Genomic DNA, 18,464 nt, shown 5'->3' on the forward strand with positions numbered 1-18,464 from the left:
AGAGAATTCAAAATATTTAACTCAGCCGTTCAGCACAATACGGCGAAAAAGAACAAATCTGTGTCCTCTGGAGAAACAATGGAAAGTTTTTCAGATAATATTTCGGATGTTTTTGTTTTTGTTAAAGTTGTTGAGTTCAAGAGCTTCTCTAAAGCTGCGCGCTACTTCGGGTCGACCACGTCCACCGTGAGCAAACAAATGCGGCGGCTGGAGGAAACGCTGGGAGCCAAATTGTTGAACCGCACCACTCGTAGCCTCGCTCTCACGGAAGCAGGAGAGCTTGCCTACCAGCATGGTCTTCGGATTACTGACGAGACCAGCGCGTTGCTCAGCTCCGTCGAAAGCTTGCAATCAACACCTCGGGGGCACCTGCGGGTGACCACGTCGGTTGCCTTTGGCAATCTCCACTTGAGCAGCTTGATCGGGCAGTTTCTGAATGCTTATCCTGATATCAGCGTCACACTTTCCTTAAGCGACCGCTATGTCGATATTGTCGAAGAGGGATTCGACATCGCGATTCGACTGACCAGTACCCCCGTTGACAGCTTTGTTGCGCGACATTTGGCCAGGCTCGATTACGTGCTGTGCGCCACACCAGGTTATTTAAGCAGTCATCCCCCGATCACCACGCTCGGTGATTTGGGAGCACATAATTGCTTGATCAACGGCCTGGCTCGGAACGTAACCTGGCGTTTTTTGCGCGATGGAGAGGTGACCGATGTACGCGTAGCCGGTCGGTTCTGCGTTAACAGTAGCGAATCTGTGCGACAGGCAGTGCTGGAAGGTGCCGGCATTGGCTTACTCCCGACGTTCTCTATTGCCGAGGATCTGCGAACGGGAAGTCTCAGTGTCATCCTGCCCAAATACGTTGTAGAGGGCACTTTCGGCAACAGCATTCACGCCATTTTCTTACCGAGCAAATTTTCCGTTCCAAAGTTGCGCGTTTTTGTGGATTTTTTAGTTGAGAAGTTCAAAGACGGTGGCGGATGGGCACCAAGCCACGATAGGAATGACTAAATAAGCCTGTGGCGAGTTTTTTCAATCATGCAGCTTCAGGGCTCATCGGCAGGCAACTCCGGGGGGTGGGAGGTTGCCTGCCAGAGCTGATTTTTGAGAATTAAAACTGTCGCAGAAGGCCCTCGTTTTTCGCGGCGTCCAGCTCGTTTGCGAAATATCGCAAAACTGTCGCAACCTCCCAAAAAGCCGGTCAAGGCGAGTGCTCTAGAGAATTAAAACTGTCGCAGCCATAAACGACGCGGCGTCCCGCCCGATCAAGAGTGCCAATCGGGGTAAGGGCGATCCTCGGACTGACGGCTGACCGTCCTTGCACTGTGGGTGGTCAGACGCAGTTCCCTTCAACACCCGAGCTCTAGTATCAAGCGATGGCACAAAGCCTTCCACCCAAAGCCTGAGCGGACTATACTGTTTATACATACAGACTCATGTACGCGTTCCATCTTCTCTCGTCTCAAACAGATTGGAGCAATTGATGCCAACAACCGACTTCATGGACTTCAAGACCTTAGCGGACATCCAAGGTCACTTTGACATTGCCCTCGATCTGCTGCTTAAGAAAGAAAATTTCGGGCACGGGGAGTGGCCATATAAGCTCTATCAACGTGAAGCAAGCTGCCAGTATGAAAAGCTTGGTAAGCAATGTGGTCAGCCTCACCAGAAAGGTTACGTCGTCAGTTGTACTGATGGTTCAGTGGTTCTGATCGGCAATTGCTGTGCCCACAAGTACCTCAGCCTAGATGATGAATCGCTCAAAGCAGGCTTCACGCAGCTTGATGCGAACCGGCGGCAATCAATCCGCCGTCGGAGAGTGGAATCCCTGCTCAAGAAGCGGCAATCCTACGTAGAGCAGGGCAAAGCCCTTCACATGCAGCACCGGGATGTGCAAGCTCGAATCTCAGAGCTCTACAACGCGCTCCCCCGGCAGATTTGGCAAAAACTAATCGAACGCTGGAAGGCTAATAGGCTGGAGGTGATCTGGGAATATCAGATAACCAAGACAGGCACCGAGAATGGCCGGAAGGTTGTTGAAAGAAATTGGTACCCGAGCTCCTACGGCAAGCTCATCGGTTTGGGAGCGTGGCTTGAGTGGGACCATCAAATGTACGCCGGCCAGATATCGGATTACCGTAAACAGCTCGAGCTCATCCCGACCAAAGACCAGTTGACGAACGCTGAAATCGATCATGCAGAGGCCACTCTCAATAATGTGGCTGCTATCACGAGCCTGGAGCGAGAGCTTGGAGCTATGTCCAAAATGATGAGCGATTTTGTCGAACCATCCAATTTGGTACGTGCAGTTCAGCTCACCAGCAATCAAGCCGTTCGGGCGGAGACCGTGATCGCTGTGCACCGTTTGACGGGGGAAACTCTTGCAACGACGCCCGAGAGGTTCGTTGCGGATATTGATGTAGAGCTCAAGCGCAAACACGAGGCAACCGGATTACGTATTCAGCAGTGAAGAACATCAGGACGTAGGCGCTAATGCTGGATGGCCATCGTCCCATTTCACGGTTCAATTGTGACCATAACTACAAGCTGCGAAGAAGGATAATCGTGGATGTCTGGCAACATGATTCCCTTTGGCGAGTGTGGCGGGCAGTTGCTCCAGGCTGACGAAGTCGCCAATGGACTGAGGTGCGTATGCCCTAAGTGCCATCGGGCTTTGGTGGCGGCGAATGAGGGCACTAAAGTCTTTCCCTATTTTCCCCAACAGCAGAGCGCCTCCGAGGGCGGTCATCCGGCATGCGTAACACATAGAGCCATTGAGTTGATTCTTGCGGAACTGCCGGAGCTGGATCGAAAACGTTCTGGAGAACGCAGGCCTGGCGAACTGATGGAAACACCGCACTCACTCGTGTGCCGGTACAGCACGCGAGCGAGTGCCCACGCGCGTCACTCCTCGAACAGCGCCTTGGCGGGCAAACGCCGACGTCTAAGGTACATCCACACCGCCATGATACTCAACGCACTTAACGGCAGGCCGTGGAACAGCACAATCACCTGCGCCGGGCTCCAGGCCAGATAGAACGGCCCGACGATGAGCATTCCCACGCCGAAGCCGGTCATCTGGATCAGCGTCAATAAGCTGAACAGCGGCAAACGTAGCGCCTCAGGTTCACGCTGGGCACGCGATATCAAGGCCACTTCGGCCATTCCATCGCCCACGCCCGCCCAGACAATAAACACCAGCGCCAGCCACAACTGCGCCTGCTGGAAGGTCAGGATGAAGCCAGTCGACATCAGCGCGACTCCGACCATGAACAAGCGCTCCATGCCTTGAATGCCGCATCCTTTCAACAGTGCATTGGCCAAACGCGCCCCGGCAAACTTGCCGCATGCCCACACTGCCAATAAATAGCCCATGACCGTGTTCACGGTATCGGGGGCAATGAGCTGAGACAGCACCGGAAACCCGACGTTGTGTGCTGCACTGCCCAGGGTATCAAGCAGGCTGATGAGCAACATCGCCGCTAGCACAGGCGTACTGCGTAGCCCCTGCTTGAGTGCATGCCACTCTCCCGACAGCCCTTTGTGCGCCACGGGAGATACCGCATACAACGCCCGCAGCGGAACAATCAGGATGGCGGCCAGCAAGTAAGTGGCGATATTGGTTGCAAAGACGGCCTCAAATCCGCCTTCTGCGATCAACAATCCCGACAGCAGGCTGCCGAATATTGCTCCCGTGGCGGCCGCAGACGTCAGCCAGGCATTAGTGTTCACACGCAGGCCGGGGGCAACCCAGGTAGGCAACTGGCTATTGAGGCCGATCGCAAAAAGGGAATTGCATAACCCGATGCCGAACGCGATGAAAGGCAGGATGCTCAGCTGGTGGGCCGGTGCCAGCAAGAGCAGCGGAGTCAATAGCATAGCCCTGGAGAGATCCAGCCCGGCCAATGCGCCTCGTCCGGGAAAGTGCCTGAAAAAGCTGATCCCGAACAGGCTGGCGACAATGCCGCCCGCGACTCGACACGCCAGGAACACACTGACGAACACCACGCTTTGGCTTAGCCAATAGACGTAGGTCGATAAAGCCACCATGTTAAGAAAGGCACCAAAATCGGAAACGCCCCTGGCGAATACGATCAGGCGTCCGTTGCGGGCGGACCGGGGAAGCGCAAGGTCGTCATTGAGCATGATCCGCACCCTCTACGTTAGCGGGCAGGCGTCGGAATCCGACAAGCAGCAGGTCGCGGCTGGCGGGCAGATCGCCGCTCAATGGGCGAACCAAGCCGGCGCGGTGGTAGACCTTGCTGTCGTTGATCGCGATGGTTTCCAGGAAGTGCTCCATGGGCACGCTGAGCAGACAGCTGTCAGCTTCCTGCGAGGCGTAGATTTCCGACACCACAGGCACCGTGTTGCACGCGTCGATGAAGTGCATGAACACCCAGTCAAGCCCATCCTGATGAATCCCCGAGGTTGTCGGGCTGCCGGTTGGTTTATCCGCCTTGACCCGAAACTGGTGGATATCAATAGCGTACAAATACTTGCCTAACTGCGGACCAATAGCAGCAATGTCGGTGGCCAGCAGCCGCTGCAAGAGCGGATGGGAGATAAAACCTTCCTCTGAATAACTCAGGGTATTCAACCCTTGGCGGTACTCAATGGGGTAAACGACCGAGGAGGCGTAATTGGCATTTCTGTCCATCTGCAAATGCCCGTTGGGCGCTAAGCGATAGCGCAGAATCCGCCGCTCGCGGTGGGTGTACTCTCTGAACGCCTCGTCCCGAACCAGGTTCGACCAGTAAGCTCGGAAGCTGTGTTCTTCCTCTTGCTCGATGTGCAGCAACTCGCGAAAGCGACGTCCATGCCAATAATGATGCTGGCTCAAGTGAGCCGAAATCTGTGAGCTATCCATAGCGCTATCCTGCGAAGGGGAGGTCGATAACTGCGTTGAGGTTTTGCCGGACCGCATCATGCAGTGCACAGGCGTGGGCAACACCGTCGACCTTGGCCCAGCACTTGAGCAGGTAATGCTCTTCAATATCGGCGTCGAGATAGCCACCGGCTTCCTGCACGGCGTATTCCACCACAGCCGGGTGATCGTCCAAGTACCCTAGCCCTTCAAAACCTTTGAAACAGCCACTTCTTTCGGGATAAACCGCCAGCATTGCGTAGCTTTGCGTTGCCGCACCGACTTTGCTTTGCACGGTGTCAAGCAGGGTGTCGACTGCCAGATCACGCAACAGCAGGGAGACATACAGCTGATACGGATCGAAGCCTGCGAGATCGCGCAAAGCGGCATTAACATACAATCCACCCAACCGGGGGTTGATCTCAATGACCACAGGCCCCTGCTCCGTCATGCGAAATTCGAAATGCGCGAGCGCGTCAGTCAGGCCTAATGCCTGCAAGCACGCAGCGGCGTAACTGCGGATCTGGTCACATTGCTGCGCCGTGAACGAAACAGGAGGCGTAATTAACAGATTCTCCAACACGGTGCCGCTACGCTCTGTCAGCAGCAGCTTTTCGTTGATCAGCACGGGATAAATTCGATTGCCCGCCGCCACACATTCCACCGTGCCTTCAACGCCCTCGATAAATCCCTCAAGCATGAGGCTTCGACCCGGAATGTACTCGCGTGAAGTCCCGTCGTCGTTGGGCAAGGTATGGGCGCACCCGTAGAAATCGGCACATGCGGCTTCACCGTGACGCGCGACAAACTGCACATAGTGATCTCGCAACTGCGCCCAGTTCGAACAACGCTTGATAAACGCCGACGCGCCGCCAAACGCAGGCTTGGCAATCAGCGGGTAGCCCACCCGGGCGGCGCCCTCTTCCAGCTCTTTTTCATCATTGCACAGCGCAAAAGGAACTGAGCGCAACCCTTGCTTTTGCAGGGCGCGACGCATCAGGTACTTGTTGTTGCACGCGGCTATGGCCTCGGCCGACGCAGAAACCAGACCGAGCTTTTGGCACACCCTTGCGACGATACAACCCACTTGCCCTTGGGCAGAAGCATGTCCCGCATGACAAAAGATGGCTCGCACGGTGTACCGATCCTGAAGCTCGTCGACCAGCTCTAAAATAGTTTGCTCGCTCAGGGTTTCAAGCAAGAACACCTCGTCACTGTCCTGCTGCAACCGTTGCAGTTGGTTGCGCCCACAGACTCCTGCGATCAGGCACAGCAGCCCTTGCAAGCGAGCAGCGGCAAAGTGTGGTTCACGGTAGCGATAGCGCACAGAGGGGCTGTCGTCGATATCAATAAACAGAATAGCGTCTTGCTTCATCGTTGTTCACCACGTCTAGTCAAAGGCTGCTCATGCATCGTGCCAACTGCACCGATGACCGTTCCAACTCTGGAACGTGTAATAACGCTGACCATCGCGCATTTCAAAGCGGGGCAGCTCATCGGGCTTATCGAAATCCATGATGGGCACCGTGAATTTGCCTTGGGCATGGGGAAGCACGTATTCAGGCATGGCGATATTGGAAACGCGCCGTTTGAGGCATTTCATCAGCGCGATCGCGTGGCTGATGGACGCTTTGTATTCACTGGCACCGGGAGAAAACGGCATGAAGTGGTATAGGTAATAGGGCTTGACGCCCATGCGGTAGAGATCGATGAATAGCGTGTGAAGCGTCTGCTCATCGTCGTTGACGCCGTGTAGCAACGGCATGTTCGAAAAGACGATCGGCACTACCGACTGAATACGTTTAACGGCACGTGCAAAGTCGTCACTCAATTCAAGCGGGTGGCAGACATGTAGGCCGAATGCATTGACCTTGTATTTTTCCAGCATCGCCACCAGCTCGTCGGTCACGCGAAACGGGTTGAAACTCAAGGCTCGCGAGTGGATACGAATCAGCAGGTCATCACTGATCGAGCGCAGCGCCGCCAGGTTTTCCTCCAGCTTGTGATCGGACAGCATTAACGGATCGCCACCGCTGAGAATGACTTCCTCAATGGCAGGCGTATTACGGATATATTCAAGGGAATCGAGAAAAGAGTTGGTATTGGCGTTGGGCTTCTCGGTCCCCACTTGCAGAGTCCGCAGCGCCTCGAAGCAGAACTGACAATAGGCGTTGCAGGTATTGGTCAAGCGCAGGATGACGCGGTTATCGTATTTATGCTGGCAGATCGGTGTTTTCATTTCATGGTGCAACTCCCAGTTCTCAGAAATACCGTCGTAATCATTCTGCGCAAGTTCGTTCCAGTAGGGCACTACCTGTCGCCAAAGTGGATGCTCCAGCACACTGCCGGCGTTGAGCGACCGCATGATCAAATCAATATAGTAGGGCGTGATCTGCAACTTGCGTCCTTGTAAGTTGTGCACGATATGGGTCGTCACGTCGTCGCCCCAACCGCCGCAGGCCTCACGCAGTGAAGGCTCGTCGCGCACGGCGTTTTTCTGCTGCCAGCGCCAGTCGCTCCATTGGTTTACAACGTGGATAACCTGATTGATTGTCGTCATTGACCGGATGCCTCTCTCAGTAAATATTTACAACACGGTAGTGAATATCGCACTGATCAGAACGTGCGGGCGTGGCTAAAACCAATGAGTGAAACATCCACTCAATTGTTCTTATTTGAATAGTGGCCTGCCGTCAGGGACCGAATACTTATGTCTGGCGTAAATCGCGCAAGGTAGGAACTTTTTCCCGCGCACTGACCCAAAATGCTGCGTCGGGTTCAACCTGGATCGTCGCGACGCCGCGTCGCAATCCTTCTGCCAACGCCGGCATTGCCATCAGGGCAGATTCGATGTCGGCACGCGCTGCTTGGGCGTCAGTAAAATGGGTCAAATCACCCGTTACACACAGGTGATCTTTACCCGCATCGCCGCTGCTCAGTGTCAGTTGCAGAGCGAATGGCTGGCCGCAGCGCTGCCATATCGTTTCGCTCACCAGGGATAGGCTTAATAAATTACCGCAGAAGTTAAAACTTTTATCACTGCGCCCGTGCAACACCAAGGTGCCGACCCGCAGGTTAGAGGTGGGTAATAAAGTCGCCAGGTCTCCGGTGTCATAACGTAATACCGGAACCCGGGGTGCTTTCAAGTCGCTAAGGTACAACTTGCCTTGCTCATCGACTTCCGCCAACACCCATTTACTCAAGAAATCATAATGTCCCGGCGGGTGCTGGGGAGTCGATACGCCTACCAATCCTACTTCGGTATTGCCATAAAGGCCGTAAAACGCGGCGTTTGGCCAAACCGTGCGGATATAGCGCTGCTTGGCCGCGGAGAAGGCCTCGCCAATATAGATAACCTTGCGAATATCCAGCTTCACATGCGCCTGCACCGCCCAGTGTGCGGCTTGAATAATACCGCCCGGTGTTGCCAACAAGGCCGAGACGCCGGCGTCTCGGCATATCTGCAGACAGGTTTGAGGGCAATCCTGTGCGTCCAAACGACCAACCGGCAAAAGGGTGCACCCAATGGGTTCCAATAAACGCGAAAGCCCTTCATATAAACAACCAAACCCGCCAGGCACCAATAAGTTGGCCACCACATCGCGACTGGAAAATACCCGCTGCCCTAGAAAGCGGCGGATCTCCAGAGAATAAGCATCACGTAATTCGCCGGCGGCATAATCACTGGCAACCACTAAAGAAGACGCCGTGGTACCTGATGAACTGATCAGATAGCACTGACGCAAACCACCTGCCCGTCGAAGTTTCTCCGATCGCTCATGCAGATCGGCTTTTGAAGCCTGAGGATAAAGCCGGTCGAACTGCTCATAGTCCAGCACTCGCGGATAGCCCGTGTAACCGGCATCGTGATAGTGCTGAACCATTCGGTCGAACGACTGCGTATCAAAAAAAGAGTGATTGATCATGCAAGCTGCCTTCCCTGCAGTGCCTTGCTAGAAGTAGGCGCGGTACTCATTCCTGAGAAACTGCCACGCGGCCGGCGTTAATGTCGCACCGTTCAAGACGGTCTCGGTCCATCGTTCAAATACCGCCAGGTCATCCCAAAGAACCGTTTCGTCCTGATGGGAAAACGCCGCATTCATTGATGACGAAAACAAATCGCTGGTGGTCTTGAAGCGCTCGCCCACTTCGACTGAAGCTTGAAGCGCGATGAAACTTTCGAGTGGTGCGAGCGCTTCGTTTGCCCCGTTGAATACACCCGGCGCCATACTGATGACGTCACTGATAATGCCGCGTCTGATCAGCCTGGCTGAACCGACCTCGCCCCCTGCAAAACTGGTGGCGTATAGTTGGCCCAATAAATGCGGCTCATAACAATTTTCGAACAGCGCCGGCGTAATGGTCCCGTGTAACCGCGCGCCGACTTCGATCATGACCGGCCCAGCCGGACTATCGAGCAACTCCATATGGATCGCGCCCGTACGAATACCCAACGCGCAAGCGGCCTGTTGCGCATAGGCGACCAGCGCACGAAGACGTTCGCAGTCCGGGTCCAGTAAAAAGGTAAATTTCTTCACGAAGGGGCAGCTATCAATTCCCAGCTCATCACACCGAATATAACGACAGACCGATGAAACAACGTACTTGCCTGCCTGCGCCACCATGTCGACAACGTACTCTTTGCCGGTAATGAATGGCTGCAACACAAAGCAGTCATTGTTGGACCATGTCGATGAAAAACCGCCCCAATCCGCGCCCAGAAACGCCCGCTCCAGTTCAATACGGTTGCGGCAAAAAACGACCCCTTCCCCTCCTGCTGAAGATTGCGGTTTGAATACACAGGGATAAGCCTCCCAACACGGGAGCAGCGAAAGGGCCGCCGAGAGTCCGTCCAGCACGCAGGTCGGTATTGCGGCCAAACCGGCCTGTGCGAGCGCCCGGTGCATGGCATCTTTATGACGACGGAGTCCGGTATGCGCCGGGTCATTGCCCGCCAGCCCGTGTCGCTGGCTCAGGCGCTCGGCAAGCGCAACGCCGTTTTCACTGCCAGCCAGGATAATATCGAACGGCAGTTCCTGCGGCCCCGGCACTTGCTCGGCCGAGATGAAGATGCCGTGATAAAGCTCGGCGTTGAATTCACCTTTCTTTTTCTCGCTCAATGATGGCATCCGGCTGACTTTATCCATCTCAATGACGGCATAACAGTCGACACCTTGTGCCTTCAAATACCCGACCAACAGGTTCGCATTGGAGACGGGGTTAGTTATCAGACAGCGCTTGGTCATTGGTGTTAACCCCTGTCGATCCCGGGCGGTAGGTGGTGAAATCTTTCCGGAGAAAGCGTGATATTGAAGTGTGATTTGAGCAGGCCGATCAATTCGTCAAGCGTGCGCGCGGTATAGCTCGTGCGACGCTTTGCGTGAACACACACCAACGTCCCGTTCTGCAGAAGATCGCCGCCTTCCCAATGAGGCCGGGCACAAATGAAATTGCCGGCAAACAGTGAAGTGGGTGAATGGGTGTTATAGAAGTGCGTGACACGAAACTCTTCATAGGGATAGTCAGCATCCCGAACCACCAACAAACCTTGCCAGGACTCACCGCGCAGGTACTCCACCAACCACTCCCGTGTGACCAGCCGTTTGACACGGTAACGATGACAGCCCTGCACTTGCGTCACCTGATCGTCACGTTCATCCAGTGAAAGCGGCCTTATCGGACCACGCAGGCCAAACCCGACATCACACAGCCAGCGCCGTCCCTCCACATCGACCAACAGCGCCATATGGGTGGACAGCTCCCGGCATACGCCATTCTGAAAGGTCTTGGCCAACGTGCGTCGGACCTGGAACCCAAGGCTGAGCAGTGCTTGAGCAAAAATGCCATTCATCTGTGTGCAGCCGCCGCCCCGCTGTTCGTGGACGATTTTCTGAGCTACATCGTCCAGCAAGAAAGGCACCTGAGCATCCAGGAAGCCATCCGCCATATCGAAGGGAATATGGGCGATGTGCGCCTCATGCAACCGGGCTAGGCAGGCAAAATTCGCCCCGACGGCATTCGGCCCGCCCAATCGCTGAAAGTATCCGGCCAACCATGGCGGGCTTACCGACTGCACAGCGGGGCTGACTTTGAAGGTCTCACCCCACATTTTCGCCATTCCCTACACGCAATACAGTGCCCAGAGTGGACAGTTGTCGAGTGGCCAGCAAACACACGATTTGTGCAACTTCATCCGCTGTCATGACGCGCCTTGCAGGTATCGACTTCAGGATCTCTCTGGCCTGCTCACCGGCGAACGTCTGAAACATGTCCGTGTCCACGAAGCCCGGCGATACACAGTTGACGCGGACATCGAAGCGCGCAAGTTCAACTGACAGGCCCAGGCTCAAGCGCTCTATCGCCGCTTTAGCGCAGCCATAGGCCGTGTTGCCCAACTTGATCTTTTGCGCGGCCACCGAGCCGATATTAATGATATTGCCGTGGCGCGCCTTCGCCATGAGCGGCGCGAACACTTCACAAAAATTCAGGGTGCCGCCAAAGTTGTTGGCCATCACCTGTGCGAACGAGGACGGCTCCTGACTCAGAAACAGCCCGTCACGTGCGATGCCTGCGTTATTGACCAATACCGAGGGCAGAGGATAGTCGATGAGTTGCGCCTGGAAGCGCTCGACCTGACCCCGATCGCTACCATCAACACGTGCGGTAATGACGCGTGCGCCGAACTCGCCGGACAGTCGGTCAGCGGCGGCCTCATCGTTGTGATATGTGGCGAAAACGGTGAAGTCCTGCGCGACCAACTTGGCGACGATCGCACGGCCTATTCCACGCGTTCCCCCGGTAACGATAGCCATATCAGTCATACATGACGCTCCCTCGGCAATGTATAGAATGTGAGGTTTTCAGGATAAAACCGATCTCTTTAGCCTCTGGAAGATCAAGCCCTGAAAACTGCAACTGCAAACAGGCGCCCGGCATTATCGGCTTGATGAAAACCACACGCTTGACCCGTACCGCACTCTGCGACAGTAACTGTCTACAGCATGCCAGCACGAAGCCGACCGTGAACGCCCCTGGAACAATCGGATAGCCCGGAAAATGCTCATCAAAAATCGGCGCAACGGCATCCACTTCAACATGCACCGTAGTGTTTGAGTTGATCAATTCGAGGGCAGTATTGAAAACCTCATAGCGCACGGTTTCGCTCTCCTTGAGCCAAGTAAACTTCCGGGTACTTCTGGGTAAAAACAACTGCACACAGAATGGTGAAGTAAGACATCAGCAGATAAATCGGCCAGTCGTCCAAATCAATCAAACTTGCCAAGCCAAACCCAAAGTTAAGCGTGAATACCGCGTTCCACACCAACGTAATTTTTTTATTGATATGAATGAACGGCGGCGTATTCCAGAATTCCCGGGGTGTTTCCAACCTCGCATACTGCAACGTAAAGGGTTTACCGACGCAGTAGGACACCCACCCTGTAATAGCCAACAAGCCATAAATCAAAGGCTTGGTAAATGATAGACTGAAAAAACTGGGTTGAACATAAGAGACGCCGGCGATCAAAACAAAACCACACGCGACACTCCAGTCAATGACGAACTTATTTTTCAAGCTTTTATAACAAAGCGCCACCAGCACCAACAATGACAATAAAGCAGCTTCAACATAATTCCCGGTGCGCCACTCGAGAAAGTACGGAAACAGCAAGGGTGGAACAAGAAGATTAATCATCACGAAGTCATCCCACAACAGTAGAACGCATTAAGTGTCGGCACGCTGCTCATTCATGGGCCGCAGGGCCATGACCGTAACTGAGCACAACAGATCATTATGAGCCGCTGAGACGGCCGATGAATAAATCTGCACAGTTCCGCCCTGCTGCTCCCTGGAAACCTGTCCGAACAAATAACCGATTTGCCGAATGTCGGCCGTACTCAGTTGACGCAGGGATACCGGCAGAAAGCGCTCACTTGCGGCGCCTGCATCCACCGTCGCACGCACGCACCGCACCGCGAATTGATGACAAAGTTCTACAGTGACAAGGGTGGCGTCAAAGCGTGACAGAAACGTCGCCAGCAAATCCGGATCAAGCCGAACGCGAAAAAGCGGTCCGTGCCTTTTCAACTCTGGACACAGATCAAGGTAATTCATGCCAAGTACCCTCATCGCCTCATCAGGCTCTTTATTATTTAAAACTCATGGACTCGTTCATTTCTTGTTTGCACAGGCAACCTCAACTTCGCTGTGACGGGAAAATGCATTCAGGATCGACAACATTTTCCACGCCCGGCCGCACAATAATCCAATGGTTAAACCCGAGGCGGCGCCTATCAGCAGTCGCATTGGCAAGGAGCCGGCAAATAGTGGGTCTGTCGCCTGTTGATAGCCGATAAAGTATTTAATCGCGAAAAAAAACATCGATAGCACCAGTAACTTGAATGACCCCGGTACCGAAATAGAATGACGAGCCTCACCCTCGGTAATACCGTGATAGTCAAACCACCGCATAGCGATCATCACCCCCACGAACACGCCTGCTATCCAACTGCCCATCGACACCCAGGGTTGAGCGGCATAGTCCATGGCCATCAAGGACCAAGCTACGAATATCGCCGGGCTGAGCAACAGTGAGCGACGGGTTTCATTACTTCTGAAGCACGCCATTACACCGTAATAAAGCAGCAGAAAAAAAACGGCATAAACCCACAGCGGTGTTTCGCGCAATATGACTAACATGGTATCCCTCAATCGTTGGATCGAACGCCGTAGATGGCACTGCTGATCGGGCAGCCTGAAGAGTGAGTGAGCAACTCCAACTGTTGTTGGCTGGGTAAACCCATCGGGCGATAAATAAACTGTTTCCAACCCTCGGTATCACGCAACACAATTCGAAGTTGCGGCTTGCGGCAGGTATCAAGAATGCGCTGCAGGACGTTGGATCGTCCGGAAACCGTCATGGACAGCACAACGACATCGTAGTCACCGTAATCAAAATCCGCGCCGTCAGCCTCGACCAGACTCAAGCGCTCACGGGGTATATCCAGTGCGCTGAATACTGCGTCCAGCCCTTGCCGCGCTCGCACAATCGCCGTGGGGTCAATGTCAATTCCCGTGACGACAAACTCGGTTTTCTGCACATACAGCAAAATACTCAGCGGCATGGCGCCCACACCCACTTGGCACAGTTTTCCATGGTGGGAGTCGAGGCCAGTGAGTTCGCTGCTGACCATGCGTTGATAAATGCGATAGAAAAACCGGCTGAGTGGACTGCCCTCAGTCAATAACGTGTTCCATTGATGACTCAGCGCCGACTCAAACAGTTGCTCTATTTCCAGCACTTTGCGCTGGCAGTCTTCCATGCGGTATCGTTCAGCACGCTCTGAGTGTTCGTAAGGAGCGCCACGTTGACAGCTGTTCAGCAAGATCAACAAAGCCGAATACGCATGAAAAAGCTCATCCAGCCGCCCCGCTTCTGTTGGGATGGCCAGCAACCTTTCGATACTCCGTCCTGGCTCAGCATCCATTCAGGCAACTCCAACGCGCGGGCGCTCATCACGCAGTGCTGGCAGTTTTTGTCGAGCGTTGAACTTAAACCGTTCGCGTCCCATGATGGATACCTCGGCGACGCCACGCCGCAGTGCTTCGCCCAATTTGGGAATCTGACTCAGCGCCGACTCCACTCGCGCCCGTAAGCCTTCATCCACTTCAATGTCCGGCAGGTCCAGCGCCACTTCCACGCGGTCACGACCCTGTTCGGCCGGTTTGAGCGTGACCTGGCACCACGTTGCATCCACGCCTGCAACCGCAAGCTGTTGACGGACCTGGTCCAAGCGGATTTTATGTCCTCCCAGACTGAACTCCTCGCCCACCCTGTCGCCAATGGTCAAGTAGAACTCAGGGCTGGCGGGTTCAGAAAAAAGCGCGCCATAGTCGCCTATTCTGTAACGAATAAGCGGCACGACCGGCGCCCTCAGATCGGTCACCAATAACTCCCCTTGATCGCTGACTTCGACGAAAAACCAATCGGAGAGCAGCAGATGCTGGCCGGGGCTCATCTGTGGCGTGTTGATCGCGGCGAACCCCAACTCCGTGGCGCCATAAATGCTGTAAAAATGCGCGTCGGGCCATTGCTCACGGACAAATATGCGCTTGGAGGCGTGAAAGGCTTCGCCGACGAACACCACTTTGCAAACCGGCAGCGACACGCCCGCCCGCAATGCCGCTTGCGCAACCTGCACAATGCCACTGGGAGACCCCACCAGCACATCGACGTGAAAGCGTTCCAGCAGATCGAGCAAGAGCGCGTCGTTGGCCAAGGTATCCGGGCGGCCCACGGGGAGAATGGTCACCCCGATGCTTTCGAGCAAACGGCACATGCCCTCATAACTGTTTCCCAGACCACCTGCTGTCAGCAGATTGGCAACAATGTCATCAGCACTGAATACATGCTTGGCCATCGCGACACGCACTTGATAGGGATAGCTGTGTTCTGTGACGCCCTGCAGAAATTTATTCGCAAGAATGACAGGGCCGCTGGTCGTACCGGAGGTCGACACTACATAACAACCCTGCATTTTTCCCGCACCAAGCAACTGCCGTCCCGAGGCTGACAGTGCATTTTTATCCATGACAGGATAGGCGTCGACAAACCTCTGGTAATTCTCGACTGGCTCAAGCGCGCCAGGGTAACCATCACGCAGGTAACCCATGATCATTTGATTAAACTTATCGACTGGAAAATCTGTCCGACGTTGGATTGTTTGCATCCTGCAATCCCTTATTAGGCGTCAATTCGGCGAAAGATCATTGAGGCTGCCAGTCCACCCATCCCAAACGAGTTCTTGAGACAGTATTCGATGTCGGCGCTCTGCGTCTGACCTATTATGTTGGCCTTGCACTGCGGGTCCGGGGTCTCAAGGTTGCGCGTCCCAGGAATGAATCCTTCTCTCAAACCAATCAGGGTATTGAGTGTTTCCATGGCCCCCGCCGCGGCGATCATATGCCCGTGCAGTGATTTATTGGCGGTGACCGGCACTCGCTCCGATAACACTGAGCAAATAGCAGCTGACTCGTGCAGATCATTCAACACGGTTGAGGTGCCATGGGCATTGACCAACCCTATTTGACTGGGGTTGAGCCCGGCACTGGCCAGTGCCCGAGTCATTGAAAGTTTCATCTCCCGGGATTCAGGATCGGGCTTCACAATATGGCTGGCATTCATGCTCGCCCCATACCCGACGATTTCCATCAAAGGCACCGCGCCTCTCCTGAGCGCATGGGTGTAACTCTCCAACAAGAACAGCACCGCGCCCTCAGCCGGCACATAACCTGAACGGCGCGTATCAAAGGGGCGCGACAAACCATCAAACGGTAATGAAGCGTCGGTGCAAATCACATCTACCGATTCGAGGCCGATATAGTGCTCGGGCGTTACTTTGGCGCTGGCACCGCCGACTATAGCGGCATCCACTCGCCCGCGAGCGACCTGTTCAAATCCCGTACCAATTGCCTGCAGTGAGGCCGCACACAGCCCCAGGTGCACCATGCTCGGGCCATGGAATGGAATCTGCGCATGGACCTGGCGTAATACCTGAGTTGAATCCAGGCGGGCAAAATCACTGATGCGATAGTGCTTTTCCATCACCTCGGCCATATTGGTGAATACCTTGCCAGCGTCACGCTGCAAGTCATAAACAAAATCAACGGTTTGGTGGATATCCGGAACAGGTTCATCAACGCCCAGGAAACATCCAATACGCTGCGGCGAGAAATGACTCAGGTCCACACCGGGCCATGCCATTAATCCCTTAACCGCATTATTGATATACAGCTCGTCCCAGGAGCGACTGCGTTTCAATGGGGACGTGCGCATGTTGCCAACCTCTGGCACGCCCGCGAAATGGCTTTTGAACGAAGCCGTATCGAACTTCTGTATTTCACGAATGCCGGTTGTCCCGTCACGCAATGCCGCAGTGACCGAATCATACGTATTGCCCAGAGGCGTACAACAGCCCAAGGCGGTGATGACCACGCGTTCTCTCATGACGCGTCTCCCGATACGGGCCGGTCGATAGGCAGATGTTGCAACTTTTTGATTACGGCGCACGCACAGCCGATGCCGATCCCCATGCCATTGACCAGTAGTGTGCGGCCAACTTCAACGCTCTTGTCGGCCAACGCACAGGCAAGGTCCACAAGGCCACTGGTACTTCCCGCATAACCTGTATAGGGTTTGTAACGACGAATATCGACGTTCGGGAGGGCCTTGAACACTGCCGCATTCTCGACCTGACGCAGGTTAGGCGCGCCGTTGTCATACATCACAACCACTGGTTTTTCGCCGATCACTGCAGCAGGCAAGCCGCTGAGCAAGGCCTCCCAATCCGCCTGCTGTGAATGGATTTTCCCGTCGAAACGACTATGGACAGAGACAATCTGCGCAAGCGCGACATGACCGGAGCGTTGCAACAGGGCGGCATTTTCCAGCATCAATGCAACCGCGCCATGGGTAACGTTGACTTTATCGGTTTGCGACCGGTGCGGGTCCGACTCAATCAGACCCATCTTGCGGAACGCTTCAAAGTTATCAACTTTGATCATATCCCCGACTCCACACAACAAAGCGCCTCCCTGCGCCTCGTCCTCAAGTTTGAATAGCGCATGTTCCAATAAGGAGAGCCCGCCCAGTGACATACTGCGCAAGGGATAACCCCCTCCGATAAATCCGAAGAACTTGGCAATGTGGTACAGGTTATTAGTCGGCAACTTTCGAAATAACCGAAGTGGATGAACGCTGCCGGCAACACGCCCTAACACCGCGTGTACATCAACTGCCGTCAGTTCCGGGCGCTTGATACGGTATTCGTAAAGAATTTCGTAAAAGTCCCGGACGGTTTCAGCGGTGGTATAGACATTAATAAGCGCACGCGCCTCTTCGCTAAAGGCAAGCTGTTGTTGCGCCATTGCACATGCGGCATCCGCGACTGTAAGGCTGTATATTGCTGCGTCGGATAATATTGCCCTGTCTTCACGGGCAATACCTTTTGCCATCTGCGCAGACAAAACCGCAGCCCCTTTGGACGCTGCTTCAGCGGTTACAAAAGCGGCCTTTTGCCGAGCGATATCGGCCAGGTCTAGCCCGGCCTGACGTACGGCGACTCCAGTCAAGTAAACACTAGCCATGAGCGAGTGCCTCTAGACGCCGGGAACAGAACTCCGGTGTCCAGAAACGACCAATCTTATTCGGCTCAACCACATCGCTATCCGCAACTTGCAGGATGTCGCGAGCCATCTCCCGCCCGCGGACTGTCCACTGGCTGTCCACGCACAATGCTGGATCCGCCATCATTTTATGGAACGGCCACAAGTACTCTGGCTCCACATCGGCGTTGATCTGCGACTTGACTTCAAAGCAAAAGTCGATGAAATCAATCGACGTAAATCCGATTTGATCAAATGACTGGTCACTGGGAATTGACTCTGGACCATCCAGAAAAAGAATGTCTGCTGCGATTTCTTTTATTTTGACCAAGTACATATCAATCACACCCCTTCATCCATGTTTGTCTAAAACTTGAGCGGCAGAAAAGACAGTCGACTTTGTTGTTTTTATGATTGGATTCAATAAAGACT

The 18,464-nt window shown here is 54.4% G+C and carries 19 protein-coding genes; 2 read left to right on the forward strand and 17 right to left on the reverse strand.

Annotated features, from left to right (window positions below; translation table 11 throughout):
• Positions 1-78: 78 nt before the first annotated feature.
• Complete coding sequence (locus AC6CIA_RS16440) at positions 79-1,017, forward strand: LysR family transcriptional regulator (RefSeq protein ID WP_498313477.1); 939 nt, start codon at positions 79-81, stop codon at positions 1,015-1,017.
• 472 nt (positions 1,018-1,489) lie between these two features.
• On the forward strand, positions 1,490-2,476 hold the full coding sequence (locus AC6CIA_RS16445) for a hypothetical protein (protein WP_498313479.1): 987 nt from the start codon (positions 1,490-1,492) through the stop codon (positions 2,474-2,476).
• 434 nt (positions 2,477-2,910) lie between these two features.
• Here AC6CIA_RS16445 and AC6CIA_RS16450 read toward each other — a convergent pair whose 3' ends face one another.
• The 17 genes from AC6CIA_RS16450 to AC6CIA_RS16530 all read right to left on the reverse strand — a co-directional run bounded on the left by AC6CIA_RS16450 (position 2,911) and on the right by AC6CIA_RS16530 (position 18,378).
• Positions 2,911-4,152 (reverse strand): MFS transporter, encoded by a 1,242-nt coding sequence (locus tag AC6CIA_RS16450; protein WP_145337365.1) that lies wholly within the window; start codon positions 4,150-4,152, stop codon positions 2,911-2,913.
• The gene (locus AC6CIA_RS16455; protein ID WP_498313481.1) at positions 4,142-4,846 is read right to left on the reverse strand and encodes a 2OG-Fe dioxygenase family protein; all 705 of its coding nucleotides are present in this window, start codon (positions 4,844-4,846) and stop codon (positions 4,142-4,144) included. The genes AC6CIA_RS16450 and AC6CIA_RS16455 overlap by 11 nt, the downstream gene beginning before the upstream one ends.
• Before the next feature lie 31 nt (positions 4,847-4,877).
• Entirely contained in the window at positions 4,878-6,245 is a 1,368-nt protein-coding gene (locus AC6CIA_RS16460) for an ATP-grasp domain-containing protein (RefSeq protein ID WP_498313483.1), read from the reverse strand.
• Between the two features lie 30 nt (positions 6,246-6,275).
• Complete coding sequence (locus AC6CIA_RS16465; protein WP_498313485.1) at positions 6,276-7,430, reverse strand: KamA family radical SAM protein; 1,155 nt, start codon at positions 7,428-7,430, stop codon at positions 6,276-6,278.
• Between the two features lie 148 nt (positions 7,431-7,578).
• Entirely contained in the window at positions 7,579-8,796 is a 1,218-nt protein-coding gene (locus AC6CIA_RS16470) for a phenylacetate--CoA ligase family protein (protein WP_498313487.1), read from the reverse strand.
• 27 nt (positions 8,797-8,823) lie between these two features.
• Positions 8,824-10,116: an ATP-grasp domain-containing protein gene (locus tag AC6CIA_RS16475; protein ID WP_498313489.1), complete on the reverse strand. Its 1,293-nt coding sequence runs from the start codon at positions 10,114-10,116 to the stop codon at positions 8,824-8,826.
• Positions 10,117-10,121: 5 nt separating this feature from the next.
• The gene (locus AC6CIA_RS16480; protein WP_498313491.1) at positions 10,122-10,979 is read right to left on the reverse strand and encodes an arylamine N-acetyltransferase family protein; all 858 of its coding nucleotides are present in this window, start codon (positions 10,977-10,979) and stop codon (positions 10,122-10,124) included.
• On the reverse strand, positions 10,969-11,691 hold the full coding sequence (locus AC6CIA_RS16485; RefSeq protein ID WP_498313493.1) for an SDR family NAD(P)-dependent oxidoreductase: 723 nt from the start codon (positions 11,689-11,691) through the stop codon (positions 10,969-10,971). Before AC6CIA_RS16485 ends, AC6CIA_RS16480 begins: the two co-directional genes overlap by 11 nt.
• Complete coding sequence (locus AC6CIA_RS16490; RefSeq protein WP_145337357.1) at positions 11,684-12,025, reverse strand: ApeI family dehydratase; 342 nt, start codon at positions 12,023-12,025, stop codon at positions 11,684-11,686. The genes AC6CIA_RS16485 and AC6CIA_RS16490 overlap by 8 nt, the downstream gene beginning before the upstream one ends.
• Positions 12,015-12,566 (reverse strand): hypothetical protein, encoded by a 552-nt coding sequence (locus AC6CIA_RS16495; protein ID WP_145337356.1) that lies wholly within the window; start codon positions 12,564-12,566, stop codon positions 12,015-12,017. The genes AC6CIA_RS16490 and AC6CIA_RS16495 overlap by 11 nt, the downstream gene beginning before the upstream one ends.
• 27 nt (positions 12,567-12,593) lie before the next feature.
• Entirely contained in the window at positions 12,594-12,983 is a 390-nt protein-coding gene (locus AC6CIA_RS16500; RefSeq protein WP_498313495.1) for a hypothetical protein, read from the reverse strand.
• Positions 12,984-13,040: 57 nt separating this feature from the next.
• Positions 13,041-13,568: a DUF6622 family protein gene (locus AC6CIA_RS16505; protein WP_498313497.1), complete on the reverse strand. Its 528-nt coding sequence runs from the start codon at positions 13,566-13,568 to the stop codon at positions 13,041-13,043.
• A gap of 8 nt (positions 13,569-13,576) precedes the next feature.
• Positions 13,577-14,356 (reverse strand): nicotianamine synthase family protein, encoded by a 780-nt coding sequence (locus AC6CIA_RS16510; RefSeq protein WP_145337353.1) that lies wholly within the window; start codon positions 14,354-14,356, stop codon positions 13,577-13,579.
• Positions 14,357-15,598: an AMP-binding protein gene (locus AC6CIA_RS16515; RefSeq protein WP_498313499.1), complete on the reverse strand. Its 1,242-nt coding sequence runs from the start codon at positions 15,596-15,598 to the stop codon at positions 14,357-14,359.
• 14 nt (positions 15,599-15,612) lie between these two features.
• On the reverse strand, positions 15,613-16,875 hold the full coding sequence (locus AC6CIA_RS16520; protein WP_145337351.1) for a beta-ketoacyl-[acyl-carrier-protein] synthase family protein: 1,263 nt from the start codon (positions 16,873-16,875) through the stop codon (positions 15,613-15,615).
• A complete protein-coding gene (locus AC6CIA_RS16525) occupies positions 16,872-18,014 on the reverse strand; it encodes a beta-ketoacyl-[acyl-carrier-protein] synthase family protein (RefSeq protein ID WP_145337350.1) in 1,143 nt (380 codons plus the stop codon). The genes AC6CIA_RS16520 and AC6CIA_RS16525 overlap by 4 nt, the downstream gene beginning before the upstream one ends.
• On the reverse strand, positions 18,007-18,378 hold the full coding sequence (locus tag AC6CIA_RS16530) for a phosphopantetheine-binding protein (protein WP_145337349.1): 372 nt from the start codon (positions 18,376-18,378) through the stop codon (positions 18,007-18,009). Before AC6CIA_RS16530 ends, AC6CIA_RS16525 begins: the two co-directional genes overlap by 8 nt.
• Positions 18,379-18,464 lie beyond the last annotated feature (86 nt).

This window comes from Pseudomonas sp. GQ91 (assembly GCF_059758795.1).